At 64.5% G+C, this 25813-nt stretch carries 21 protein-coding genes, 1 tRNA gene and 3 pseudogenes; 8 read left to right on the forward strand and 17 right to left on the reverse strand.

Annotated features, from left to right (window positions below; all coding sequences use genetic code 11):
• Window positions 1-9: 9 nt before the first annotated feature.
• Window positions 10-840 (reverse strand): ABC transporter ATP-binding protein, encoded by an 831-nt coding sequence (locus tag RBR29_RS00530; RefSeq protein WP_320346177.1) that lies wholly within the window; start codon window positions 838-840, stop codon window positions 10-12.
• A gap of 9 nt (window positions 841-849) precedes the next feature.
• Complete coding sequence (locus tag RBR29_RS00535) at window positions 850-2811, reverse strand: AMP-binding protein (RefSeq protein ID WP_320346179.1); 1962 nt, start codon at window positions 2809-2811, stop codon at window positions 850-852.
• 149 nt (window positions 2812-2960) lie between these two features.
• Between RBR29_RS00535 and RBR29_RS00540 the strand changes: the two genes are divergently transcribed.
• Window positions 2961-3635 (forward strand): Crp/Fnr family transcriptional regulator, encoded by a 675-nt coding sequence (locus tag RBR29_RS00540; RefSeq protein ID WP_320346181.1) that lies wholly within the window; start codon window positions 2961-2963, stop codon window positions 3633-3635.
• A gap of 43 nt (window positions 3636-3678) precedes the next feature.
• On the opposite strand, the gene RBR29_RS00545 is transcribed toward RBR29_RS00540, so the two are convergent.
• The 3 genes from RBR29_RS00545 to RBR29_RS00555 all read right to left on the reverse strand — a co-directional run bounded on the left by RBR29_RS00545 (window position 3679) and on the right by RBR29_RS00555 (window position 6717).
• Complete coding sequence (locus tag RBR29_RS00545) at window positions 3679-4977, reverse strand: GTP-binding protein (RefSeq protein WP_320346183.1); 1299 nt, start codon at window positions 4975-4977, stop codon at window positions 3679-3681.
• A 64-nt stretch (window positions 4978-5041) separates the two neighbouring features.
• Window positions 5042-5953: a sulfate adenylyltransferase subunit CysD gene (gene cysD, locus RBR29_RS00550; protein ID WP_320346184.1), complete on the reverse strand. Its 912-nt coding sequence runs from the start codon at window positions 5951-5953 to the stop codon at window positions 5042-5044.
• Window positions 5950-6717 (reverse strand): phosphoadenylyl-sulfate reductase, encoded by a 768-nt coding sequence (locus RBR29_RS00555; protein WP_320346219.1) that lies wholly within the window; start codon window positions 6715-6717, stop codon window positions 5950-5952. Before RBR29_RS00555 ends, cysD begins: the two co-directional genes overlap by 4 nt.
• Window positions 6718-6939: 222 nt before the next feature.
• Between RBR29_RS00555 and RBR29_RS00560 the strand changes: the two genes are divergently transcribed.
• Together RBR29_RS00560 and RBR29_RS00565 are read left to right on the forward strand one after the other, a co-directional pair.
• Entirely contained in the window at window positions 6940-8229 is a 1290-nt protein-coding gene (locus RBR29_RS00560; protein WP_320346185.1) for a Glu/Leu/Phe/Val dehydrogenase, read from the forward strand.
• On the forward strand, window positions 8229-9200 hold the full coding sequence (locus tag RBR29_RS00565; RefSeq protein WP_320346187.1) for an asparaginase: 972 nt from the start codon (window positions 8229-8231) through the stop codon (window positions 9198-9200). The genes RBR29_RS00560 and RBR29_RS00565 overlap by 1 nt, the downstream gene beginning before the upstream one ends.
• A gap of 3 nt (window positions 9201-9203) precedes the next feature.
• Here the strand turns inward: RBR29_RS00565 and tdh are convergent, their stop codons facing one another.
• A complete protein-coding gene (gene tdh, locus RBR29_RS00570; RefSeq protein ID WP_320346189.1) occupies window positions 9204-10229 on the reverse strand; it encodes an L-threonine 3-dehydrogenase in 1026 nt (341 codons plus the stop codon).
• Window positions 10230-10303: 74 nt separating this feature from the next.
• Entirely contained in the window at window positions 10304-11506 is a 1203-nt protein-coding gene (locus RBR29_RS00575) for a glycine C-acetyltransferase (RefSeq protein ID WP_320346191.1), read from the reverse strand.
• A gap of 280 nt (window positions 11507-11786) precedes the next feature.
• On the opposite strand from RBR29_RS00575, the pseudogene RBR29_RS00580 reads away from it, so the two are divergent.
• Window positions 11787-14300, forward strand: a pseudogene (locus RBR29_RS00580) (EAL domain-containing protein); the annotation flags it as partial.
• Between the two features lie 66 nt (window positions 14301-14366).
• On the opposite strand, the gene RBR29_RS00585 reads toward RBR29_RS00580, so the two are convergent.
• From RBR29_RS00585 to RBR29_RS00595, 3 genes are all read right to left on the reverse strand, one after another.
• Window positions 14367-16046: a TRAP transporter large permease subunit gene (locus tag RBR29_RS00585; protein WP_320346193.1), complete on the reverse strand. Its 1680-nt coding sequence runs from the start codon at window positions 16044-16046 to the stop codon at window positions 14367-14369.
• 2 nt (window positions 16047-16048) lie between these two features.
• Window positions 16049-16660: a TRAP transporter small permease subunit gene (locus tag RBR29_RS00590; protein WP_320346195.1), complete on the reverse strand. Its 612-nt coding sequence runs from the start codon at window positions 16658-16660 to the stop codon at window positions 16049-16051.
• Window positions 16661-16774: 114 nt separating this feature from the next.
• Window positions 16775-17863 (reverse strand): TRAP transporter substrate-binding protein, encoded by a 1089-nt coding sequence (locus RBR29_RS00595; RefSeq protein ID WP_320346197.1) that lies wholly within the window; start codon window positions 17861-17863, stop codon window positions 16775-16777.
• A gap of 200 nt (window positions 17864-18063) precedes the next feature.
• Here RBR29_RS00595 and RBR29_RS00600 point away from each other — a divergent pair, with 200 nt between their 5' ends.
• Complete coding sequence (locus RBR29_RS00600; protein ID WP_320346199.1) at window positions 18064-19314, forward strand: MFS transporter; 1251 nt, start codon at window positions 18064-18066, stop codon at window positions 19312-19314.
• Here RBR29_RS00600 and RBR29_RS00605 read toward each other — a convergent pair.
• From RBR29_RS00605 to hemA, 6 genes are all read right to left on the reverse strand, one after another.
• Window positions 19307-20533, reverse strand: a complete 1227-nt coding sequence (locus RBR29_RS00605) for an HD-GYP domain-containing protein (RefSeq protein ID WP_320346200.1) — start codon at window positions 20531-20533, stop codon at window positions 19307-19309. The genes RBR29_RS00600 and RBR29_RS00605 overlap by 8 nt on opposite strands.
• 33 nt (window positions 20534-20566) lie before the next feature.
• Window positions 20567-21193, reverse strand: a complete 627-nt coding sequence (locus RBR29_RS00610) for a UbiX family flavin prenyltransferase (RefSeq protein WP_320346202.1) — start codon at window positions 21191-21193, stop codon at window positions 20567-20569.
• Entirely contained in the window at window positions 21190-21531 is a 342-nt protein-coding gene (grxD, locus tag RBR29_RS00615; protein WP_320346204.1) for a Grx4 family monothiol glutaredoxin, read from the reverse strand. The genes RBR29_RS00610 and grxD overlap by 4 nt, the downstream gene beginning before the upstream one ends.
• 57 nt (window positions 21532-21588) lie before the next feature.
• On the reverse strand, window positions 21589-22410 hold the full coding sequence (prmC, locus tag RBR29_RS00620) for a peptide chain release factor N(5)-glutamine methyltransferase (RefSeq protein WP_320346206.1): 822 nt from the start codon (window positions 22408-22410) through the stop codon (window positions 21589-21591).
• Entirely contained in the window at window positions 22407-23486 is a 1080-nt protein-coding gene (gene prfA, locus RBR29_RS00625) for a peptide chain release factor 1 (protein ID WP_320346208.1), read from the reverse strand. The genes prmC and prfA overlap by 4 nt, the downstream gene beginning before the upstream one ends.
• Before the next feature lie 86 nt (window positions 23487-23572).
• The gene (gene hemA / locus RBR29_RS00630; RefSeq protein ID WP_320346210.1) at window positions 23573-24850 is read right to left on the reverse strand and encodes a glutamyl-tRNA reductase; all 1278 of its coding nucleotides are present in this window, start codon (window positions 24848-24850) and stop codon (window positions 23573-23575) included.
• A gap of 133 nt (window positions 24851-24983) precedes the next feature.
• Between hemA and RBR29_RS00635 the strand changes: the two genes are divergently transcribed.
• A tRNA-Phe gene (locus RBR29_RS00635) sits at window positions 24984-25059 on the forward strand.
• A gap of 74 nt (window positions 25060-25133) precedes the next feature.
• Here RBR29_RS00635 and RBR29_RS00640 read toward each other — a convergent pair.
• Window positions 25134-25277 (reverse strand): annotated as a pseudogene (locus tag RBR29_RS00640) (transposase); the annotation flags it as partial.
• A gap of 64 nt (window positions 25278-25341) precedes the next feature.
• Between RBR29_RS00640 and RBR29_RS00645 the strand changes: the two are divergent.
• Both RBR29_RS00645 and RBR29_RS00650 read left to right on the forward strand, forming a co-directional pair.
• Complete coding sequence (locus RBR29_RS00645; protein WP_320346213.1) at window positions 25342-25614, forward strand: CopG family ribbon-helix-helix protein; 273 nt, start codon at window positions 25342-25344, stop codon at window positions 25612-25614.
• Window positions 25615-25640: 26 nt separating this feature from the next.
• Window positions 25641-25813: pseudogene (locus RBR29_RS00650) on the forward strand (type II toxin-antitoxin system RelE/ParE family toxin); the annotation flags it as partial.

Below are 25813 nucleotides of genomic sequence, written 5' to 3' on the forward strand. Positions count from 1 at the left end.
TGCGACTCCTCAGTGGCTGGCGCCCAGATAGGCCCGGATGACCTCGGGATTGTCCCGCACCTCGGCGGGCGTGCCGTCGCCAATCTTGCGGCCGTAGTCCAGCACCACGACCCGGTCGGAGATGTCCATGACCACCCCCATGTCATGCTCGATCAGCACGATCGTGGTGCCGTATTCGTCGTTCACGTCCAGGATGTACCGGCTCATGTCCTGCTTTTCCTCGATGTTCATGCCCGCCATGGGCTCATCGAGCAGCAGGATGCGCGGTTCCATGGCCAACGCCCGGCCCAGGTCCACGCGCTTTTGCAGGCCGTAGGGCAGGCGCCCGACCGGCGTCTTGCGCCAGGCCTGGATTTCCAGGAAATCAATGATGTTTTCCACGACTTCCCGGTGCGCGATTTCTTCGCGCTCGGCCGAACCCAGGCGCAACGCCTGGGCCAGCACACCGCTGCGCATGCGCAGGTTGCGGCCCGTCATGATGTTGTCCAGCACGCTCATGCCCTTGAACAGGGCCAGGTTCTGGAAGGTACGGGCAATGCCCATTTCTGCAGCGCGGCGCGGATTCATCCGCGTGAATTTCTGGTCCTGCAACAGGATGCGGCCTTCCTGGGGCGTGTAGACCCCATTGATGACGTTCAGCATCGAACTCTTGCCTGCGCCATTGGGGCCGATGATGGAGCGGATCTCGTGTTCGCGCACATCGAAGGAAATGTCCGTCAGCGCCTTGACACCGCCAAAGGACAGGGAAATGTTCTGCAGGTCCAGGATGACCTCGCCGATGCGCCCGGCGCGGTCCGCAGCGCCACCTGGCGCCGTCTCCGTGGTCTGTGCTGTCGCCATCTGGATCATTCAGGCTACCTTCTTGAGGGGTTCGGGCCGCATGACGGCCGCAGATTCAATCCGCAGGTCGGCAGAGATCCGGCCCGTGCGGCCGTCCTCGAACTTGACCTCGGTTTCGATGAACTGGCTGGCACGGCCTTCGAACAGCGCATCGACCAGCACAGCGTATTTCTGGGCGATGAAGGCACGGCGGACCTTGCGGGTGCGGGTCAGCTCGTCATCATCGGGGTCCAGTTCCTTGTGCAGGATCAGAAAGCGGCTGATCTGGGAAGCGGCCAGTTGCGGATCCGTCGCCAGGTCGGCGTTGACCTGCTCGACGCAGTCCCGGATCAGGGCATAGACCTCGTCCTTGCCTGCCAGGTCGGTATAGCCGGCATAGGGCAGGCCGCGCCGTTCGGCCCAATTGCCCACGGCTTCCAGGTCGATGTTGATGAAAGCGCAGACCTCGGAACGGTCCGCCCCGAAGGCCACGGCCTCTTTCACGAAGGCAAAGAACTTGAGTTTGTTTTCTATGAATTTCGGCGCAAACAGACTGCCGTCGGCCAGTCGGCCGACATCCTTGGCGCGATCGATGATCTTGAGCTGGCCATCGGCATCCAGGTAGCCTGCATCCCCGGTGTGATACCAGCCGTCGTCCGTGTAGGATTCGGCCGTTGCTTCGGGGTTGCGGTAGTAGCCTGTGAACAGGCCGGGACTGCGCAGCTGGATTTCACCATTGTCGGCCACGCGGATGTCCACCCCCTCGCAGGGCGGGCCGACCGTATCGTCGCGCACCTGGCCATTGGCCTGGACGCAGACGAAGACCGACGTCTCGGTCGAGCCGTAGAGCTGCTTCAGATTGATGCCGATGGAGCGGTAAAAGACGAACAGATCGGGACCGATGGCCTCGCCTGCCGTATAGGCCACGCGCACCCGGCTCATGCCCAGGGCATTGCGCAGCGGACCATAGATCAGCAGATCGCCCAGGGCGTATTTCAGGCGGTCGAACACGCCAACGCCAGCGCCGCCGTCCAGGATCCGGTCCCCCACCCGCCGCGCCAGGCCCATCGCCTGGCGGTACAGCCAGCGCTTGAACCGGCCGGCGTCTTCCATGCGGATCGTGACGTGGGTCAGCAGGCCTTCGAGCACGCGCGGCGGCGCGAAATAATAGGTGGGCCCGATGTCGCGCATGTCGATCGACACGGTCTCGGGCGATTCCGGGTGATTCACGGTGAAGCCCGTGGTCAGGAACTGGGTGTAGGAAAACATGTTCTGCCCGATCCAGGCTGGCGGCAGGTAGGCCAGCACGTCTTCCTGGTCGGTCAGGCCTTCGAAACGCTCGATGACCCGCGCCCGGTCGATGAGCGCGTGATGGCTGAGCACCACGCCCTTGGGCTTGCCGGTGGTCCCGGACGTGTAGAACATCGCAGCGGTGTCATCGGGGCCAATGGCGGCGATGCGCGCATCGATTTCGTCGGGATGCTGCCGCACGCGGTCTTCACCTCGGGCCAGCAGGGATTCCCAGGCCAGCAGGCATGGATCGTCGTAATGGCGCATGCCGCGCGGATCGTCGTAGACGACATGCCGCAGCGCCGGACAGCGGCCTGTGACTTCCAGCATCTTGTCGACCTGTTCCTGGTCCTCGGCCACCACCACGCCGACCTCGGCGTCCTGCAGCACGTAGGCCATTTCCTCGGCCACGGCATCCTGGTAGAGCGGTACGGGAATCGCCCCGATGCACTGGGCCGCCATCATCGCCATGTACAGCCGTGGGCGATTTTCGCCGACGACGGCGACGTGCTCGCCAGCCTGGACCCCCAGATCGACCAGCCCCGAGGCCACGCGCCGGACCTCGGCCGCCACCTGGGCCCAGGTCAGCGTCTGCCAGATGCCGAGATCCTTTTCCCGGATCGCGGGTTTCGAGCCGCGCACCCGTGCATGATGCATCAACAGAGCGGGGAACGTCGTCGCGGCGGTGGTTTCCTGTACCATGATGTCTCCTGGGCCTTGCGAGGATCCTGCAACCCGCGTGGCCTTTTTAGTGCGCCTCTGATGGGCGGTGTCGTGCACTAAAGTACAGGCTGCGACCCGCTCGGACTGTCGCACGTATGACATTCGATCTCGATCTAGGGTAAGTCCCCATGAATCTGTCTCAGGCTTTGCCGGCCCGCGCCGCCTGGTTCGACCTGCTCGACGACGAGCAGCAGGCACGCGTCCTGCAGGACACCACCGTGGCGCATGTTGAATCCGGCACCATCATCGAACACAAGGGCGTGGTCGCCTGCGCCTGGATCGGCGTGCTCGACGGGCTGCTGAAAGTCTCGGTGGGCAATGCCGACGGCAAGCTGGCATCCTTGACCGGGGTGCCGGCCGGCGGCTGGATCGGCGAGGGTTCGCTGCTGAAACGCGAAGCCCGCAAATACGACATCATCGCCTTGCGCCGCAGCACCATTGCCCGCCTGCGCGGCGACACGTTCTACTGGCTGCTGGATGCCAGCATCCCCTTCAATCGCTACCTGCTGCACCAATTGAACGAACGCGTGGCGCAATTCATTGGCAAGGCCGAATATGACCGCCTGCTGGCACCCGATGCCCGCGTAGCACGCTGCCTGGCGGAACAGTTCAATCCGCTGCTGTACCCAGGCAACTCGACGCGCCTGGAAATCACACAGGAAGAAATCGGCTTCCTGGCGCGCATATCCCGCCAGCGCACCAATCAGGCCCTGCGCACCCTGGAAGCCGCGCAATTGCTGAAGATCGAATACGGCGCCGTCCAGGTGCTGGACCTGGACGGACTGAAACACTACGGGATCTGAGGGCCGCTGCGGCGATCGTCGCCACAACCGCCGCAGCCCGCATTCAACGCCGGACCAGCCCCGCCGCCGCCGTCTGGTTCGTGGCCATGTCGATCAGGATGAACGACCCAGTCGCGCGCAGTGCATCGTAATCGTCCAGCACCAGGGGGTCGCGCGTGCGCAGCTGCACACGGCCGATGTCGTTCATGGCCAGGGTGCCGTTCCAATCGACCGAGCGCAACTCATGGATGTCCCGCCGGGTGTGCACGGCCTGGATGCGCGCCTGGGTCAGCCGGGTGCCCTGCTTCAGCCAATACAGCCGCGCCGGATTCAGCGCCTGCTGGTCCAGCCAACACAGATCGGCCTCAAAATCCCGGTCCAGCACCGGCTGCGCCTGGGCATCGACCAGCACATCCCCCCGGGACAGGTCGATGTCCCGGTCCAGCACCACTGTGATGCTGTCGCCCGGCTGCGCCTGGTCGACCGCCTGCGCGCCGCGCAGCAGGCCCGTAATCCGGGCCGGTTCGCGACTTGGCAGGACCTGGACGGCATCGCCCACCCGCCAGGTGCCGCCCTGCAACTGTCCGGCGTAGCCCCGGAACGCACCCGGGCCGCTGCCGTTGTGGCGAATCACCCATTGCACGAAAAAACGCGCCTGCGCTTGCGCAGGCTCCGCAGCCGCCGGCAGGTTTTCCAGCAGGGTCAGCAGCGGCGGCCCCGGATACCAGGGCGTCCGGTCGCTTGGCCGCACCACATTGTCCCCCGAAAGGGCCGACAGCGGCACGACGTGGAATGCCGGTATACCGAGCCGTTCGGCCAGGTCCCGGTACGCCGTATGGATCCGGTCGAATACCGCCTGGTCCCAGCCGACCAGATCCATCTTGTTGACGGCCACGACGATGTGGCGCAGCCCCAGCAGGCGGGCCAGCGTGCTGTGGCGCTTGGTCTGCGGCAACAGCCGGCCGTCGCCCGCCCGGCTGGCATCGATCAGGATCACGGCGGCATCGGCCGTCGAAGCGCCCGTCACCATATTGCGCGTGTACTGCTCGTGCCCAGGGGCATCGGCAACGATGAACTTGCGCGCCGGAGTGGCGAAATAACGGTAGGCCACGTCGATGGTGATGCCCTGCTCGCGCTCGGCTTCCAGGCCGTCGGTCAGCAGCGCCAGATCCAGTTCGCTATTGGGGGCACGCGTGTATTTCGAACCCGCAATGGCCTGCAGCTGGTCGGCGAACACGCCTTTGCTGTCGAGCAGCAGGCGGCCGATCAGCGTGGACTTGCCGTCGTCCACGGACCCGGCGGTGATCAGTCGCAGCACACTGGTTTCCGGCGCAGCCTGCCATTGTTCATTGATTGCGTTCATGGTGATTTCCTTGATCCGATTCGGATGCTCAAGTCCGGATGCCTGGGCTTGTCAGGCAAGGCGCTCAGAAATAGCCTTGTTTCTTGCGCCGTTCCATCGATGCCTCCGAAGTCTGGTCGTCCATGCGCGTGGCGCCGCGCTCGGTGATGGTGGTGACGGCCGTCTCGGCGATGATGTCGGCCGGCGTGGCTGCCGCAGACGCCACCGGGCAGGTGCAGGACACGTCGCCCACCGTGCGGAAGCGCACGCTCAGGCGTTCGACCGCTTCGCCCTCGCGCGGCGGCGTCAGCGGCGTGACGGGGACCAGCAGGCCGTTGCGGCGCACGACCTCGCGTTCATGCGCGTAGTAGATCGAAGGCAGATCCAGGCCTTCGCGCTCGATGTACTGCCAGACGTCCAGTTCGGTCCAGTTCGAAATCGGAAAGACGCGGATGTTTTCGCCCGGATGCACGCGCGTGTTGTACAGGTTCCAGAGTTCCGGCCGCTGCGCCTTGGGATCCCACTGGCCGAACTCATCGCGAAACGAGCAGATGCGTTCCTTGGCGCGGGCCTTTTCCTCGTCCCGGCGGGCGCCGCCGATGCAGGCATCGAAGCCGAATTCCGCGATCGATTCCAGCAAGGTGGTGGCCTGTGCCGCATTGCGCGAATCGTTGGCATGGCGCAGCACGACCGTGCCGCGCGCAATGGAATCCTCGACACTGCGCACGATCAGCGCTTCGCCCAGTTCGGCCGCCCGGCGATCGCGGAAGGCAATGACTTCGGGAAAGTTATGGCCCGTGTCGATGTGCATCAGCGGAAAGGGAAAGCGCCCCGGACGGAAGGCTTTTTCCGCCAGCCGCAGCAGCACGCAGGAATCCTTGCCCCCGGAAAACAGCAGCACGGGCCGTGCGCATTCGGCGGCGACCTCGCGCAGAATGTGGATGGCTTCCGATTCGAGCCAATCGAGATGGGTTCGGGCAATCAGGGCAGTGCTCATGGGGTCGGGGTTTCCGTAGTGTCCGTGGAAATAAAGGCGCGCGGATGCACGGCCGGCGCGCCGGCCACGCGCAGATTGCCGGCGTGCAGGCCGCACTCGCGGCTGTCACGCTGTTCCCACCACCAGCGGCCGGCGCGCGGATCCTCGCCGGGACGCACGGCGCGCGTGCAGGGTTCGCAGCCGATCGAGGGGTAGCCCCGGTCATGCAGCGGGTTGTAAGGCACGTCCAGCGCGCGCACCACCGCCCAGACCTGGTCAGCTGTCCAGAACGCCAGCGGGTTGAATTTCTGCAGGCCGAAGGCGTCGTCCCATTGGGTTTCAGGCAGTTCGACCCGGGTCAGGGACTGTTCGCGCCGCTGGCCGGTCACCCAGGCCGAACGCCCCGCCAGCGCGCGGCGCAGCGGCTCGACCTTGCGGATGCCGCAGCAGGCCTGGCGCAATTCAATGCTGTCATAGAAGGCAAATTCACCATGCGCGGTCACATGGGCCCGCACCGCGTCCGGATCGGGGCGCATCACCCGGACCGCAATGCCGTAGCGGGCGTGCACGACATCCACCATGCCCAGGGTCTCGGCATGCAGGCGGCCGGTATCGAGCATGAAGACGCCCAACGGACGGGGCAACTGCGCCACGGCGTGGATCAGCAGCGTATCCTCGACCCCCATGGACGAAGCCAGCAACGCATCCGGATGCACCTCCGCAATGCGCGCCAGGCCTGCCAGCAGGGCTTCCCAGCGCGCCGCCAGCGGCGCAGGCAGCAGCATCGGCACGGTCGATCTCCAACAGGATGAGCCGGCTTCCTGCCGGCGGAAGCAACCAGTGTGCCCGGCCACGCGGCGGCAGGGAACGAAAAAAACGTTGATTCGATATAACCGGAATCACGTCCCCTTCCGGCCAGATCGGGACACAGAACGCCGCAGCCGCACTAAAATGGGGCCAGTAGTATGTCACTGTCTGTTCTGCACTCATACAAAAGGTCGCACATCATGCCCGAGCCGATTTCCCAAGCCCTGCCCTCCTACCTGGATCCGGATCACCCCGGCCCCTGGGGCATCTATCTGGAACAGGTCGATCGCGTCGCACCCTACCTGGGTTCCCTGACACGCTGGGTCGAAACCCTGAAACGCCCCAAGCGCATCCTGATCGTGGACGTGCCGGTGGAACTGGACGATGGCACAGTCGCCCACTTCGAAGGCTACCGGGTGCAGCACAACACTTCGCGCGGGCCCGGCAAGGGCGGCGTGCGCTACCACCAGGACGTCACCCTGTCGGAAGTCATGGCCCTGTCGGCCTGGATGTCGATCAAGGCCGCCGCCGTGAACCTGCCCTTTGGCGGCGCCAAGGGCGGCATCCGCATCGATCCGCGCAAGTATTCCCCGGGCGAACTGGAACGCATCACACGCCGCTACACCAGTGAAATCCACGACATCATCGGCCCCAACAAGGACATCCCCGCGCCCGACGTCAACACCAACAGCCAGGTCATGGCCTGGATGATGGACACCTATTCCATGAACGAAGGCGCCACCACCACTGGCGTGGTCACCGGCAAGCCGATCTCCCTGGGCGGCAGCCTGGGCCGCGTCGAAGCCACGGGCCGCGGCGTGTACGTGACCGCCTGCGAAGCCGCGCGCGAAGCCGGCATCGACATCAAGGGCGCACGCATCGCCATCCAGGGCTTCGGCAACGTGGGGGGCACCGCCGCGCGCCTGTTCCACGAAGCCGGCGCCAAGGTCGTCGCGGTCTACGACCACACCGGTATCGTCCACAACGCCAATGGCCTGAACGTCCTGGCCCTGTTCGACCACGTACGCGAAAACGGCGGCGTGGCGGGCGCCCCCGATGCCCAGGCGATCACGCCCCAGGAATTCTGGTCGCTGGAAACCGAAATCCTGATCCCCGCCGCCCTGGAAGGCCAGATCACCCGCGACAATGCCGACCTGGTCCGCACCCGGATCCTGGTCGAGGGCGCCAACGGCCCCACCACCCCCGAGGCCGACGACATCATCTCGTCCAAAGGCACGGTCATCGTCCCTGACGTCGTCGCCAACGCGGGCGGCGTCACGGTCAGCTATTTCGAATGGGTGCAGGATTTCTCCAGCTTCTTCTGGACGGAACAGGAAATCAACCACCGCCTGGAAGCCATGATGCGTGCCGCCTATGCCTCCGTATCTGCGGTGGCCCGCCAGCACGGGGTGTCACTGCGCACGGCGTCCTTCATCGTGGCTTGCACCCGCATCCTCGAAGCCCGCCAGGTGCGCGGCCTGTATCCCTGATGCAACCACGCCTGGTCCTGATCGGCACGGGCGGTACCATTGCCGCCACGGCTGGCGACGCCCGCACCCTGACCGGCTACCGGGTCACCCAGGGGATCGAGGCCATGCTGTCGGCCATCCCCGGGGTGGCCGACATCGCCGACATCCACTGCGAACAGCCGTTCAATGTGGACAGCCGGAACCTGAACACGGCCCAGGTCCTGCGCCTGGCGCGCACCGTGAATCGCCACCTGCGCAATCCGGCGGTGGACGCGGTGGTCGTGACCCACGGCACCGACAGTCTGGAAGAAACCGCTTTCTTCCTCCACCTGACGACACACAGCCCCAAGCCCGTCGTGCTGGTGGGCGCCATGCGCCCCGCCTCGGCCCTGAGCGCCGACGGGCCGCTGAATCTGCTCAACGCCCTGCTGGTGGCAGCCGATCCTGGCAGCCGCAACCGGGGCGTGCTGGTCGTCATGAATGACCGCATCCTGGCGGCGCGGCATGCGGCCAAACGCCATACGACCCGGGTGGATGCATTCTGGACGGACGGCGCCGGCGTCCTGGGCGCCATCACCGACGGCCAGGTACGCTACGCCCTGCGACCCGACCTGCCCGATGCGGCGGTCTTTTCCCTGGCTGGTCTGCGCGCACTGCCGCCAGTGGACATCATTCTGGACTATCAGGACGCGCCTGCGCACCCCTACGCCGCCGCCATCCAGGCCGGGGCTCGCGGCATCATCGTCGCGGCCATGGGCAACGGCAGCCTGAGCACGGCCGCCGCGCGGGGCTGCGCCCAGGCCATCCGCCACGGTCTGGTGTGCGTGCGCGCCAGCCGGGTGCCGGACGGTCTGGTCACGGATTCCCAAGACGACCACGGCCCGCTGGCGGCCCATGCGCTCAACCCCCTGCAGGCACGCATCACCCTGCGCCTGGCGCTGGCGCGCGGCCTGGACCGCACCGACATTGCCGGGCTGTTGCGCAGGCTATAGGGCTCAATCCCACTGCAGTATGACCTTGCCGCTGCGGCCTGACAGCATAGCCTCGAATCCCTGGCGGAAATCCGCGACTGGATAGTGGTGCGTCAGGATGGGCGACAGGTCCAGGCCGCTTTGCAGCATGGCGACCATCTTGTACCAGGTCTCGAACATCTGGCGGCCATAGATTCCCTTGATCTCCAGGCCCTTGAAAATCACCTGGCTCCAGTCGATGCCCACGCCATCGGGCAGGATGCCCAGCATGGCGATCCTGCCGCCATGGTTCATCTGATCCAGCATCGAGGCAAAGGCACTGGGCACCCCCGACATTTCCAGGCCCACATCAAAACCTTCGGTCATGCCCAGTTCGCGCATCACGTCGCGCAGATCTTCGCGCGCCACATTCACGGTGCGGCTGGCGCCCAGGCGGGCAGCCAGATCCAGGCGATAATCGTTGACATCGGTGATGACGACATTGCGCGCCCCCACATGGCGGGCGATTGCCGCCGCCATGGCCCCGATCGGACCGGCACCAGTGATCAGCACGTCTTCGCCCACCAGATCGAAGGCCAGGGCCGTATGGGTGGCATTGCCATAAGGGTCGAAAATGGCGGCCAGGTCATCGGACACATCGTCCGGGATCCGGAATGCATTGAAGGCCGGAATCGCCAGATAATCGGCAAAAGCGCCAGGCCGGTTCACGCCCACCCCCTGGGTGTTGCGGCACAGATGCCGCCGCCCGGCACGGCAGTTGCGGCAATGACCGCACGTGATGTGGCCTTCGCCGGAGACGCGGTCGCCGATCTGGAAACCCTGGACTTCCTGACCGATCTCGACGACCTCGCCCACGTACTCATGGCCCACATGCATGGGCACGGGAATGGTGCGTGCGGCCCAATCATCCCATTTCCAGATGTGGATGTCCGTGCCGCAGATGGCGGTCTTGCGAATGCGGATCAGCAGATCATTGTGTCCGATGACGGGCTTGGGGACGTCCACCAGTTCCAGCCCCGCAGCGGGCTGCATTTTGGCCAAGGCTCTCATGAAAGCTCCTTCATGCCCCCAGGCCGCGCCTTCGGCATGTGAATCCGAGGACGGCCGGGCGGCGGCAAGATCGGTCAGCGGATCACACCCAGATCGCGGCCCACGCGGGCAAAGGCGCGAACGGCGCGGTCGATGTCCTCGGGCGCATGGGCCGCGCTCATCTGGGTGCGGATGCGGGCCTGGCCCTTGGGCACGACCGGATAGGAAAAGCCGATCACGTAGATGCCCTGCGCCAGCAGGGCATCGGCCATGCGGCTGGCCAAGGCGGCATCGCCCAGCATCACCGGAATGATCGGGTGGTCCCCAGGCACCAGATCGAACCCCAGCGCCTGCATCTCGCGGCGGAAATGCGCGCCGTTGCGATGCACGCGAACGCGCAGTTCGGCGCCTTCGGCGCCCTGGAGCAGATCGATCACCCGCCGGGACGCCGCCACGATGGCCGGCGCCAGCGTATTGGAAAACAGATACGGGCGCGAACGCTGGCGCAGCAGATCGACGATCACGGGATCGGCGGCGACATACCCGCCCGAGGCCCCGCCCAACGCCTTGCCCAGCGTCCCGGTCAGGATATGAACCCGGCCCAGAACCCCGCAGTGTTCCGGCGTACCGCGCCCACCCGCGCCCATGAAACCCACGGCATGAGAATCATCCACCATCACCAGGGCATCGAATTCATCGGCCAGGTCGCAGATCGCCGGCAGATCGGCCACGATGCCATCCATGGAAAACACGCCATCGGTGGCGATCATGACGTGCCGCGCCCCGCCATCGCGCGCCGCCTGGAGCTGCGCGCGCAGATCGCCCATGTCATTGTTGGCGTAGCGATAGCGACGCGCCTTGCACAGACGGATGCCATCGATGATGCTGGCATGATTCAAGGCATCGCTGACGATGGCGTCCTGCTCGTCCAGCAAGGCTTCGAACAGGCCCCCATTGGCGTCGAAACAACTGGAATACAGAATCGCATCGCCCATCCCCAGCCAAGCAGCCAGTTCGGATTCCAGCGCCTTGTGCCCGGTCTGGGTGCCACAGATGAAACGCACCGACGCCAGCCCGAAGCCGTCGCTGGCCAGCCCTTCGCTGGCCGCCTGGATCAGGCGCGGATCGTTGGCCAGGCCCAGGTAATTGTTGGCGCAGAAGTTCAGCACGTCAGCGCCATCGCCCAGCCGCACGTGCGCGGACTGCTGGCTGGCGATGACGCGCTCGGACTTGTAGAAACCGTCTTCGCGCAACTGCCCGATCCGGGCACGCGCATCCGCAAGAAATCGCTGGGACATGATCCACCTTTTGGGGGGAATGCATTGGAATGAAACCGCGTGCCGGGATTGTACGCCGCAGCCCACGGATCCCCCAACCCTCAACACCAGTCCACCCTGGCCGCACAAGCCACAGTGTCTGCATGGCCGACAATCTCGACAACTGGTGACAATCCAGCAGGCTGAGCAACACTTTGCCGCCGCACGACGGGCACTATGATGATTTCTATTTGCTTTATCCAAGGGCGCACCGATCCTGGGAAGGCTCGTGCGCCAGCCATCCGGATACCGAACCCGATTCATGGCCTCTCGCGACCGTCCGCACCGTGGCATTTTTCTGCCGACCCTGGCGCTGTGCCTGGGCCTGCACGCGCCGCTCGCCCGCGCCTTGACGCTGGACGTCGGCATCTACAGCCAGAAACCCGATATCTACATCGCCCGGGACGGCCGTCCGGCTGGCATTCTGGGCGAACTGCTGAATGAAATCGCCCGCCAGGAAGGCTGGACGATCCGGCCCCTGGCCTGTGACTGGGCGCAGTGCATGCAGTGGCTGACCGATGGCAAAATCGACCTGCTGCCCGACGTCTACTACACCCCGGAACGGGCGCAGTCGTTCGGCCTGCATCATGTCCCGGCCCTGCACAGCTGGTCACAGGTCTACGCCCGGCCCGACCACGCTCTGCGTTCGATCGAAGACCTGGACGGCCATTCGATCGCCGTATTGGCCGGATCGACCCAGCAGGATTACCTGAAGACCACGTTCTCCGGCCTGCGGATCGACGCCCGCGCCGACGCCGTCCAACAGCTCGAACTCGGCTTCCAGCGGGTCCAGTCCCAGCTGACCGACGCCGTGGCGGCCGACTTCTATATCGGTGAATTGTTCGCGCAGCAATACCATCTGGTCGCCACGCCCATCATCTTCCAGCCTACCCAGGCTTTCTATGCCACGCCCAAGGGCCGGCACCCGGAAGTCCTGGCGGCCATCGACCGCCATCTTGGTGCCTGGCAGGCCACGCCAGATTCATTCTATTACCGCACCCTGGACAGCTGGCGCCTGCCGCGCACCCAATCCCTGCTGAGCCAGTACGGCGCCTGGATCGTTGCCGGACTGGGCGGGCTGCTGGTCCTGGCCCTGCTCTTTTCCCTGGCGCTGCGCATCCAGCTCGGCCGCCAGCGGCAGCTGCTGCAACGATCCGAACGCCGCCTGGGCGCCATTCTGGACGCCATCGATGCCTCCGTCAGCATCAAGGACCTGAACCACCGCTATACCTTTGCCAATCGCAAGCTGGAGGAATTCCTGGGCCTGGGCGAAGGCGGGCTCATCGGCCTGGGCGACGACGAAACGCTGACCGACGCCGATTCCCTGGCCAGCATCCACCTCAGCGAACAGGCTGTCATCGATTCCCAGGAACGCAGCGTATCCCAGATGACGCTGCGGCCGCGCCACGGCGAGCCCCGTACGTTCCTGACGATCAAGGCCCCGATGCACGGCCCGGACGGCGCCCTGGAAGCCATCTGCACAGTCGCCACCGACATCACCGAACGCCTGCGCGCCGAGGAAACCGCCCACCACCTGGCTTTCTACGACGCACTGACCGGCCTGCCCAACCGGCGCACGGCGCTGGCCCACCTGACGCAGATGCTCGAATCGGCCCAACAGGGCCGGTCCATCGGCGCCCTGCTGCTGATCAACCTGGACGGCTTCAAGCGGATCAACGACATGCACGGGCACGACACCGGCGACCAGGTGCTGTGCGGCATCGCCGACCGCCTGAGGACCAATGTGCGCGACCGCGATCTGGTGTCGCGCATCAGCGCCGACGAATTCGTCGTGCTGCTCGACGGCCTGGGCATCGCCATCAGCGATGCTGCCCGCAACGCCATGCACGTGGCCGAAAAACTGCGGCTCGCCATCTGCAACAGCGCGTTCTCCATTCAGGGCAAGCCCGCCTACGCCACCAGCAGCATCGGCCTGACCCTGATCCTGCCCGAAAGCCAGACCATCGACACCGTGATGCGCGAGGCCGACATGGCCATCCACCGCGCCAAGCAGAACGGCGGCAATCAGGTCACGTTCTACGAGCAGAGCCTGCAGTCCGAGGTCGAGCAACGACTCTGGCTGGAACACGATCTGCTGCAGGCCATCGACACCCCCGGCCTCACCCTGCACATCCAGCCACAATTCGGGCGCGACGGCCGCATCACCGGCGGCGAACTGCTGATCCGCTGGACCCACCCCGACCGGGGCGCGATCCCGCCCGCCCAGTTCATCCCCGTCGCCGAGGAAACCGGCCTGATCAGCCTGCTGGGGGCCTGGTCCTTGCAATTCGCCTGCGACGCCCTGCTGGCATTGCAGGCAGCGGGGGAAACCTATCCCCTGTCCCTGAACGTCAGCCCACGCCAGCTGATGGAGTCCCAGTTCGTCGAATCCGTGCGTGACATTCTGGGCAGCAAGGGCGTCCCGGGCAACCGGCTGATCTTCGAGATCACCGAAGGCGTGCTGATCCAGGACATGCAGGCCGTGGCCAGCCGCATGCAGGCTCTGGCCCGGCTGGGCATCCGGTTTTCCATCGACGATTTCGGCACCGGCTATTCCAACCTGGCCTACCTGAAACGCCTGCCGCTGTATGAACTGAAGATCGACAAGAGCCTGGTCCAGGACATCCCCAACGACAGCGACAGCATCGCCATCGCCCAGTTGATCCTGGCCATGGCCAGCCAGCTCAACCTGCGCGTGGTCGCCGAAGGCGTCGAAACCGAGGCGCAGTCCAAGTTCCTGTTCGAACACGGCTGCGATGCCCTGCAGGGCTACCTGCTGGCCCGGCCCATGCCACTTGAATCCTGGCTGGGCATGGTGCGCGGCCAGCGGCAGGATACCCCCCTACTTGAACATATTGTTGTAGTCCTGATCCGACGTCTGGCCATCGTCCCCGGTGCCATAACCGCTGAAGCCGCTGATGTCGAGTTCGACGTCTTCGACATTCACCTGGGGCCGATCAGCCTTGTAGTGCGTGACCATGCCCGGATACAGCAGCACCACGACGACCATGACGATCTGGATCACGATGAACGGGATCGAGCCCCAGTAGATCTGGCCTGTGGTGACCTTGGCAATGGTCTGGCCCGTGACCCGATCCTGGTAGTCATCCTTGGGCGCGACCGACCGCAGATAAAACAGCGCAAAACCGAACGGCGGGTGCATGAAAGACGTCTGCATGTTCACGGCCAGCAGGATGCCCAGCCAGATCAGGTCGATGCCCATCTTGTCGGCCACCGGGCCGATCAGCGGCACGATGATGAAGGCCAGTTCGAAGAAATCCAGGAAAAAGGCCAGGCAGAAGGTCAGGATGCTGACCACGACCAGAAAGCCCATCTGTCCACCCGGCAGGCTGGTGAGCAGATGTTCGACCCACAGGTCGCCATTCACGCCACGGAAGGTCAGGCTGAAGACCGATGAGCCGATCAGGATGAACACCACAAAGCAGGTCAACGTCGTGGTCGTGTCCATGGCCTGACGCAACAGCCCGAGATTCAGCCGCCGCTTGGCCAGCGCCATCACCAGCGCGCCGACGGCCCCCATGGCGCCGCCTTCGGTGGGCGTGGCCACCCCGATGAAGATCGTGCCCAGTACCAGAAAGATCAGCGCCAGCGGCGGAATCATGACAAAGGTCACGCGTTCGGCAATCTGCGACAGCAAGCCCAGACGCAGGATCTTGTTGAGCACGGCCATGACGAAGGCCGCCGCACCCCAGATCAGGATACTGGTGACGATCAGCTCATCCACATGCACATTGTCATCGAGCAGGAATTCCACACCGGCAAAGGCGATGCCGACGGACAGGGCCATCAGCACCAGCAGCGAGGGGATGCCATGCCCCCCATTGGGCTCGACGAAGGTGCGCGCCTCGGGCGGAATGGCGGGCGCCGATTTCGGCTTGAACAGGGCAATCGCGATGACATACAGAATGTACAGCCCCGTCAGGGCAAAGCCCGGCAGAAAGGCGCCCTTGTACATGTCGCCGATGGAACGGCCCAGCTGGTCGGCCAGCACGATCAGCACCAGCGACGGCGGGATGATCTGCGACAGCGTGCCGGACGCCGCAATCACCCCGGTGGCCAGACGACGATCATAGCCATAGCGCAACATGATGGGCAGCGAAATCAATCCCATCGAGATCACCGAGGCCGACACCACGCCCGTGGTGGCCGCCAGCATCGCCCCCACCAGGACGACCGCGATCGCCAGGCCGCCGCGCAGTGGCCCGAACAATTGCCCGACTGTTTCCAGCAGGTCCTCGGCCATGCCGGAACGTTCCAGAATCAGACCCATGAAGGTGAAAAAGGGCACCGCCAGCAAGGATTCATTGCTCATCACGCCGAACACGCGCTGCGGCAGGGCCTGGAACAAGGCCGGGGACAGCAGCCCCAGATCAATGCCGATCAGACCGAACAGAATGCCGTTGGCCGCCAGGGAAAACGCCACCGGAAAACCCAGCAACAGCAAGACCACCAGCATGCCGAACATGATCGGCGCCATATAGGCCAGTAACAATGCTTCCATGATCAGTGCCTCACCTGCGAGGCGGCCTCGCGCTGTTGCGCCTCACGGGCGATTTCCTCGGCCAGCAGTTCCTCGGCGGACTTGCCCGCATGCACGTCACGGGGATCGGGGCACTGGCCGCGCAGGCAGCCGATGCACTTGATCAGATGCGACAGCCCGGCGCACACCAGCAAGGCGAACCCGATGGGAATCATCAGCTTGGCCGGCCAGCGGATCAGGCCGCCCGCGTTCGAGGACTGCTCATCGTTGACGAAAGCATCCATGAAAAACGGCCAGGACAGCCACATGATCAGCCCGCAAGCAGGCAGCAGGAAAAACAGCACACCGATGATTTCGATCCACAGCTGAGTGCGCCGGGAAAAGCGCGCGGCCAGGACATCGACACGGACGTGTTCGTTCTTGAGCAGGGTATAGCCGGACGCCAGCAGGAAAACGGCGCCGAACAGATACCACTGCAATTCGAGCCAGGCGTTGGAACTGACGTTGAACAGCTTGCGTACCGTCGCATTGGTGGCGCTGACGAGCACCGCAAGCAGGATCAACCAGGTCACGGCCCGGCCCACGCGGCGATTGACGGCGTCGATCGCTCGCGACAGGGCGAGAAGTGCATTCATGGTAAGAGCCAATGCAAATGATTACGACCGGACACGCGCAAGCCCCCGCGAGGGGGGCCAGCACATGATCGGGTCAGGAACGGCCTGCAAAAGCAGGCCGGCACGAGGCGTCGATTACTTGGCTGCCGAGGCCATGTATTGGTCGAAGCTGCCTTCGGCAATACGGAACCAGGGGATTTCGTGATCCCGGAAGCCCATGTACGCATCGTGAATCTTCTTGAAGCCGGGATCCTTGGCAGACAGTTCCGCGTAGGTTTCCTGGGCCGCCTTGTAGCAGGCGTCCATGACGGGTTTCGGAAAGGCGCGCAGCTTGGCACCTTCGCCGATCAGGCGCTTGAGTGCGTTGGGGTTTTCGGCATCATAGGTCGCGATCATGGTATTGGTCGCCAGGGCAGACGCCTGGTCCAGCACGGCCTGGTAATGCTTGGGCAGGGCTTCGTATCGGTCCTTGTTGACGTACAGGGACACTTGCAGCGTGCCTTCCCACCAGCCGGGGAAATAGTAGAACGGCGCCACGCGATGGAAGCCGAGTTTTTCATCATCGTAGGGGCCGATCCATTCGGCTGCGTCGATGGTGCCCTTTTCCAGGGACGGGTAGATGTCGCCACCGGCAATCTGCTGCGGCACCACGCCCAGCTTCATCAGGACGGCCCCGGCAAAGGCCGCCGTGCGGAACTTCAGGCCCTTCAGGTCATCGACCGTCTTGATTTCCTTGCGGAACCACCCGCCCATCTGGGTCCCGGTGTAGCCGCAGGGGAAATTCACGATATTGAACTTGGCGAACAGTTCGCGCAAGATCTGCAGGCCACCACCGTGACGCACCCAGGCGTTGTACTGGCGGGTATTCAGGCCAAAGGGCACGGCGCCATCAAAGCACAGGGCCGGATCCTTGCCGAAATAGTAGTAGGACGCAGTATGGCCGCATTCGACCGTCCCGTTCTGCACGCCGTCCAGCACGCCCAGGGCGGGCAGGATCTCGCCACCGGGAAAGGCGCGAATCTGGAATTTGCCGCCAGTCGCCTCGGACACGAATTTGGCGATGTTTTCGCCGCCGGAATAGATGGCGTCGGCGCTACGGGGAAAACTGGAAGCGAGACGCCAGTTGATCGTGGGTGATTCCTGGGCAAAAGCGGGAGCGGCCAGGGTAGCGCCGCCAGCGGCCGCGCCAAGGGCCGCCTTCTTGAGGAAGGAACGACGTTGCATGAGAGAGAGCCCCTAAGTTTGGTTGGTAAACCGGTCAAATGTGCCGTTTTGTGAACGGGCGAGAGCGGGGGCATAATGCACGAACCTTGAAGCTTCCCGCAATCGGTAAAAACGCTAGCGCGTTCCGATCTGGTGCCAGCCAATCCCACGGCCGCGATAGGGAAATCCACTGCAACCATCGACTGTTCCGCGCACAACACATGCCGATCTGGCCACGACGTCCCGCTGGCAAGCCCTCCGATCCCGATACCTTCAGCCTGATCCATATCGCCCTGCCAGCGTTCGGCCCCTCGCTGCTCTTTGGACTGGGCGAAGGCGCGATCTTCCCGGTCCTGGCGCTGAGCGCCCGCGACCTGGGTGCCAGTTCGGCGCAGGCGGGCCTGATCGTGGCCCTGATCGGCATCGGCTCCATGGCGGCCAACGTACCAGCCGCCATGCTGGCCAACCGCTACGGAGAACGCCGTGCCATGGTCGGCGCTGCCCTGTTCAGCCTGGTCGCTCTGGTGCTGTGCCTGGCCGCCCATACCCCCTGGGTCTTTGGCCTGGGCGTCCTGATGATCGGCCTGGCCAGTTCCGTTTTCATGCTGGCGCGCCAGACCTATCTGATCGAGGCCGTTCCGCCCTCGATGCGCGCACGAGCAATGTCCACCCTGGGCGGCACCATGCGGGTGGGCCTGTTCACCGGCCCTTTCCTGGCCGCCGGTTTCATCCACTTGGTGGGGCTTTCCGGAGCCTACTGGGCGGCCATCCTGGCGTTTCTGGGGACCGGCATCCTGGCTCTGACCGTCCCGGATCTCCACCCCCGCGACGATGCCCCCGCCCACGGCAGGCCCCACTCCCCCCTGACGAGGCTGGCCCGAGAACACGCGCGAGTCTTTTTGACGCTGGGCATTTCCACGGCGCTGGTCGCAGCGATCCGGTCCTGCCGCCAGATCGTCATTCCGCTCTGGGCCGACCAGATCGGCCTGGACGCAACTGCAACCGCCCTGATCTACGGCATCATGGGCGGCGTGGACATGCTGCTGTTCTACCCGGCTGGCCGGGTCATGGATCTGCGCGGGCGTCTCTGGGTGGCCCTGCCCTGCATGCTGATCATGGGCACCAGCCTGATCGCCATCCCCTGGACCACGGGATTCTCCAGCCTGCTGGTGGTCAGTACCGTGCTGGGCATGGGCAATGGCATCGGCTCGGGCATCATCATGACCATTGGCGCCGATGCGTCTCCTGCTGCCGATCGCACCCGATTCCTGGGCATCTGGCGCCTGATCACCGACCTGGGCGGCGGCGGCGGCCCCTTGCTGCTGTCGGCCATCACTGCCGCCCTGTCACTGGCCAGCGGCATCACCGCCATTGGCGCCCTGGGGTTCGTCGCTGCGTGGATGTTCTGGCGCTGGCTGCCGCGCAGGATAGTTCCCACCAGCCCTGGCCCTGTGCGTCCAGGCCCTAGATGATGGGCGGCACCGGCAGGCCCGACTGGGCCCAGTCCACCGGCGCAACCACGGGCAAGACGCGGCTGGGACAATCCGGATCGGCCAGATTCACCCGGCGTTCCGGAATGGCATGGCTCCAGCGGATCGAATAGAAGATCTTGACCACCGGCAGTTCCGGCATGCCTGGATTCTGCGCCACCACCAGGCCCAGTTCGCTGTTCGTCAGACTGATGATGGAACCCAGCGGATAGCGCCCCACCGTGCGCACGAAAGCGCCCAGGACATCCATGTCGAACTGCCCCGAGGATTGCAGCATCTTGAACAGCGCAAACGCCGGATCCCAGCCTTTTTTGAAAGGCCGCGTCGAGGTGACGTCGTCGTAATAATTGCAAACGGCCGCCATTCGGGCCAACAGGCTGATCTGTTCCCCGGCCAGGCCGTCCGGGAAACCCGTACCGTCGATGCGCTCGTGGTGGTGCAGGCAGACGTCGATGACTTCGGGCGGCACGCTTGGGTCCTGGCGCAGCACTTCGGCGCCACTTTGCGGGTGTTTGCGCTGCAGTTCCTGGGCCAGTTGGACCGGGCGGCCCAGCTTGCCGGGTGCCTCGTCGGGATCGCGCACCTTGCCGATGTCGTGCAGCAAACCAGCCATGCCAGCCAGATGGACCTGTTCATCGGACAGACCCAGGGTCCGCGCCAGGGCCGTCATCAGCGCCGACACCGCCACAGAATGGGCATACAGGTACTGATCGGCACGCTTGATGCGCGCCAGGCTGGTCAGCGCATCCGGATGGCCCTCGATGGAATCCGCCATGTCCTGGACCAGGCCTTCGATCTGCCGCAGATCGATCTTGCCTGCCAGATCCGCTTCGACAAACAACTGCTGGACCTGCTCGCGCGAGCCGTCGATGATGTCCTTGGCATCATCAAAGGCCTGCTGCTCCGTCGTCGCGGGCGGGGGCGCAGCGTCGTCAACCGCCTTCGTGGCAGGCGCCGCCACACTGGGGGCTGCCTGCGGAGCCGGCGCAGCCACGGCACCGGTCCCGCCCGTGGGCAGGTCCACCCCCCGGCTGGTGTCGATCAGCACCCATTCCAGCTTGGATTCCCGCAGGCGGCGCAGCTTGCGCTCGTTGTGGATCAGAAACCGCGAACGCCAGAAGGCGTGATCCAAAAAGGAAGCACCCAGATCATGCACATACATGCCGATGCACAGTTGGGACACAGGGACTTTCTTGATCATGCACAATTCCTGGAAACAGCAGCGGTCCACGCATCAAACGGTCTCTGTGCGCGGAGGCGTACCCGGATCGTCAAGGCCTTCCCATTGCGGCCCGGGCACATGGATATCGAAAAATTCCAGCACGCGGCACACCGTATGATCGATCACGTCATCCAATGTGGCCGGGCGCAGGTAGAACGCCGGCAGCGGGGGAAAAATGATCCCGCCCATTTCGGTCACGGCCGTCATGTTGCGCAGATGCGCCAGGTTGAAGGGCGTTTCCCGCACCATCAGCACCAGCCGGCGACGTTCCTTGAGCGTGACATCCGCCGCCCGCGTGATGAGGTTGTCCGACAGACCGTGCGCCACGGCGGCCAGCGTCCGCATGGAACAGGGCGCCACCACCATGCCGGCCGTGCGAAAGCTGCCGCTGGCCAGTACGGCCCCCACATCCCGATAGCTGTGGACGTGGTCGGCCAGCGCATGCACGGCCTGGCGATCCAGGCCCAGTTCATGGCGGACATTCAGCACGCCCGAAGGCGACATGACGAGGTGGGTTTCCACCCCGCCATGTTCCCGCGCGATTTCCAGCAGCCGCGTGGCGTACCGAACCCCGGTTGCGCCACTGATTCCGACAACCAGGCGCGGGACGTGTTCGGCAGGCCCCCTGGGGGAATTCACTCGATCGCCCCGGCGTCCTTCAGCAGTTGGGCCAGTTCACCGTTCTGGTGCATTTCGTTCATGATGTCGGTGCCCCCGATGAATTCGCCCTTGATGTAGAGCTGGGGAATCGTCGGCCAGTTGGCGTAGTCCTTGATGCCCTGGCGGACCTCCGGGTCTTCCAGCACATTGACGGTCACCAGCTTGGTGACCCCGGCTTCCTTCAGGATCTGGACAGAACGGCCGGAAAAACCGCATTGCGGGAACTGGGCCGTGCCTTTCATGAACAGGACGACCGGGTGGCCGGTGACGGTTTCACGGATGAAATTCTGGACTTCGGATTGGACTGTTTCGCTCATGTTGGTCTCGCTTGATAACCCCCCACGCTGCACTTGCGGCAGCCTGGCGGAAAAAATTCAGGCCGGGGCACGGCCCTGGGTGACACGCTCGATGCCGGACAGGTCCCGCTCGCTGGACACAGCGTCAAACCGCCGGTCCAGCAACAGGGAGCGCACCGATTCAGCCTGGTCCCAGCCATGTTCCACACACAGAATCCCGCCTGGGGCGAGATGATCCGGCGCCCCCCGCACGATCGCGCGCAAGTCCCGCAAGCCATCGGCCCCATCGGTCAGGGCGCCCAGAGGTTCGAAACGCAGGTCTCCCCGCCCAAGATGCCCATCCCGCGCGTCGATATACGGCGGATTCGAGACGATCAGGTCGAACTGCCCCGAACCCAGGTCTGTATCGTACCAATTCCCGTGCGAAAACCATAGTTTTGCCCCCAGAGCGCCTGCGTTCTTTCGCGCCACGTCCAGGGCCTGGGCACTGCAGTCGGTCGCCCGCACCTGCGCATCGGGCCGTTCCAGCGCCAACGTGACGGCAACGATGCCGCTGCCCGTGCCCAGATCCAGCACGCGGGGCGCGCGCACGTCCCGGATCGCCCGCAGGCCACATTCGACCAGCAGTTCGGTGTCTGGCCGAGGAATCAGCACCGCTGGCGTGACCTGGAAATTGCGCCCGAAGAACTCCCGATACCCGAGGATATAGGCGATCGGCTCGCCGGCCAGCCGGCGGGCCTCCAGCGCCCGATAGGCGGCGACCTGCGCCGGATCCAGCGGGTCGGTGTCATGCGCGATCAGCCAGGCGCGCGGCACGCCCAGTACCCGCTGCCACAACAGCTGGGCTTCCAGGCGCGGCAAGGCGCTGGTCACCAGGGATTCGCGCAAGGTCAGGCTCATTCCAGCGCCAGCGCAGCGAGCTGTTCAGCCTGGTGTTCGGCCAACAGGGCATCCGTCAATTCGACCAGGTCACCATCCATCACCTGCGCCAGCTTGTACAGCGTCAGGTTGATGCGATGATCGGTGACGCGACCCTGCGGAAAATTATAGGTGCGGATGCGCTCGGAGCGATCGCCCGAGCCCACCAGGCTCTTGCGCTGGGCCGCCTCGCGGGCATGGATTTCCTGCTGCTGGCGATCTTTCAGCCGGGCGGCCAGCACCTGCAAGGCCTTGTCCTTGTTGCGGTGCTGTGAACGGTCGTCCTGGCATTCCACCACCAGGCCGGTCGGCAGGTGCGTGATACGTACCGCCGAATCGGTCTTGTTGATGTGCTGCCCTCCGGCCCCGCTGGCGCGAAACGTGTCGATACGCAGATCATTGGGGTCGATCTGGATATCGAGTTGGGGATCGGCCTCGGGCATCACGGCCACGGTGCAGGCCGACGTATGGACCCGCCCCTGGGATTCGGTTTCGGGCACACGCTGGACGCGGTGGGCGCCGGACTCGAACTTCAGCCGCCCATAGACGCCATCGCCTTCGACGTGGGCGATGACTTCCTTGTAGCCCCCCAATTCGGATGCGCTCTCGGACATCAGTTCCACCCGCCAGCCACAGATTTCCGCGTAACGGGTATACATGCGCAACAGGTCGCCCGCAAACAGGGCGCTCTCATCGCCCCCCGTGCCCGCGCGGATTTCCAGAAAGACACTGCGGTCATCATCCGGATTCTTCGGCAACAGCAGGATCTGCAATTCTCCCTCCAGCGCCTCGATGCGGTCGTCGGCACCCGCCAGCTCTTCTTCGGCCAGGGCCTTCATGTCGGGATCGGACAGCATGTCCCGCGCCGCGTCCCGGTCATCATACGCCCGCTGCCAGGCCTCAAAAGCCCGGACCACGGGCTCCAGTTCGGCGCGTTCGCGCGTCCATTTGCGAAAGCGGTCCATGTCGTCGGCGCTGTCCGGCTCGGACAGCAGCGCGTCGATCTCGGCCAGCCGGTGAGTGAGCTGTTCCAGGCGGCTGCGCATCGAACTTTTCATGGGCGGGATGTTTCCGGAGAGTCACAAGAAAGCCTGGACCCGGCACCAGACGGGGCCGGATCGGCACGAAGAAAGAGAAATCGCCGCTACCGGCGGCGGGTGCCGGATTCGGGCAGCAGACGGGGCAGCAGCGTCAGCAGATGGGCGCGTTCGGCGCCTTCGCTGCGGTTCAGCGCAGCCAGCGGGCCATGCATGTATTTGTGCGTCAGGCTGTGCGCCAGCAGTTCGAGCACGGCTTCAGGGTCGTCACCGCGAGCCAGTAGGCGCCGGGCGCGGGCCAGTTCGGCCTGTCGCAACGCATCGGCGCTGCGCTGGTAGTCGATGATCGCCGGGACGATTGCCCGGTTGCTGAGCCAATGCATGAAATGCTGTACCCGGGCCTCGATGATGGCCTCGGCCTGGACCACGGCAGCACGGCGCGCGTCGGTGCCCGATTGCACCATGCGACCCAGGTCATCGACCGTGTACAGGTAGACGTCGGCCAGGCGGCCGGCTTCGGGTTCGATATCGCGTGGCACGGCCAGGTCGATCATGACCATGGGGCGGTGACGCCGCACGCGCGCAGCCCTTTCCACCATCCCCAGGCCGAGGATGGGCAGGGATGAGGCCGTACAGGACACCACCACGTCGAATTCGGCCAGATGGTCCGGCAGCGTCGACAGTTTGAGCGTGCGCGCGTCGAACTGGGCGGCCAGGGTCTCGGCACGTTCCAGCGTGCGGTTGGCCACGGCGATCTGGCGCGGCCGCACCGCCGCAAAGTGCGTGGCGCAGAGTTCGATCATTTCGCCCGCGCCAATGAACAGCACGTTGCTACAGGACAGGTCCCCCAGCACCCGTTCGGCCAGGCGCACGGCGGCGGCGGCCATGGACACCGAATGCGCACCGATGGCCGTCTGTGAGCGGACTTCCTTGGCAACGGAAAAAGTGCGCTGGAACAACTGATGCAACAGCGTACCCAGCGCGCCGGCCTGCTCGGCCGCGCGCACGGCGTCTTTCATCTGGCCCAGGATCTGGGGTTCGCCCAGCACCATGGAATCCAGACCGCTGGCCACGCGGAAGGCGTGACGGACGGCGTCGTTGTGCTGATACTGATAGAGGTGCGGCGCCAACAGGCCGGCTTCCAGACGGTTGAAATCCGCCAGCCAGGCGGGCAATTCGGAGGCCACCCCGGGATCGGCCGCACAGTAGATTTCAGTGCGATTGCAGGTTGACAGAATGGCGGCCTCGCGCACGCCGTTGCCAAAGGCGGACCGCAGGGCGGCAAGCGCGGGCTTGACCAGTTCGAGCGGGAACGACACGCGTTCGCGCACGGAAACCGGCGCGGAAACGTGGTTCAAGCCAAAGGTCAGGACGTTGACGGACATGCCCGCAAAAGAAAGTTGCACATCAGGATGGACTGTATTATAGAGCGGCAGGGGCGGCCAGGGAATGCCGGAAGAGCATCTGGACGAGGATTCCCTGCACAGAATCAAATTTTCATGTATAGTTTTGCGTCTTGGCCCGGTAGCTCAGTTGGTAGAGCAGAGGATTGAAAATCCTTGTGTCGGTGGTTCGATTCCGCCCCGGGCCACCATCGTGTTGTTCCAACACGGTTCAAAGGCTCTAGGCTCTACCGGCTCTACCCCATTAACGGGGGATGGGCATTCATCAGACACGGTTGACGACACCGTTCCAACCGCATTGGGCCAAGACCCTCAAGCGGTAATTCTCAAAATTCCTGAAGCCATACGCCCTGCGCGAGAGCATTTCCATTTTGGTGTGGAATCCTTCGGTGATGCCGTTGGATTTGGAGGTAGACGACAACTCACGAACAAACTAATATCACTAGGTATTACCAAGTGATAAAAGGCCCATTATGGCAACATCTCTCAAGATCGACGACGGCCTGAAAGGCCGTGTCCAGCATCTGGCTGGCCAGCGCCGCCGCTCACCGCACTGGATCATGCTCGAAGCCATTCGGCAGTACGTCGAGCGCGAGGAAGCGCGAGAGAACTTCAAGCAGGAAGCCTTGGCGTCCTGGGCTGCTTACAAGGAAACAGGCCGCCACCTGACCGGCCAGGAAGTTCGTACTTGGCTGAACACCTGGGGAACCGATGAGGAAAAGGCGGTGCCAGAGTGCCACAAGTAATCGTCACCGAAGGCGCGTCAGCAGGCTTGGAGCGGTGTCGTCTGTTCCTGCAAACCAAGGCACCAGAAGCCGCCAGACGAGCCGGTCAGGCTATTGAAAGGCAATTCCTGCTGCTGGAAACAGCTCCCGACATTGGCCGACCCTTTCCGGAAATGCCGGAGTTGCGTGAACTGGTTATTGCGTTTGGTGATTCGGGCTA

The organism is Castellaniella sp., assembly GCF_034007085.1.
Lineage (GTDB): Bacteria > Pseudomonadota > Gammaproteobacteria > Burkholderiales > Burkholderiaceae_B > Castellaniella.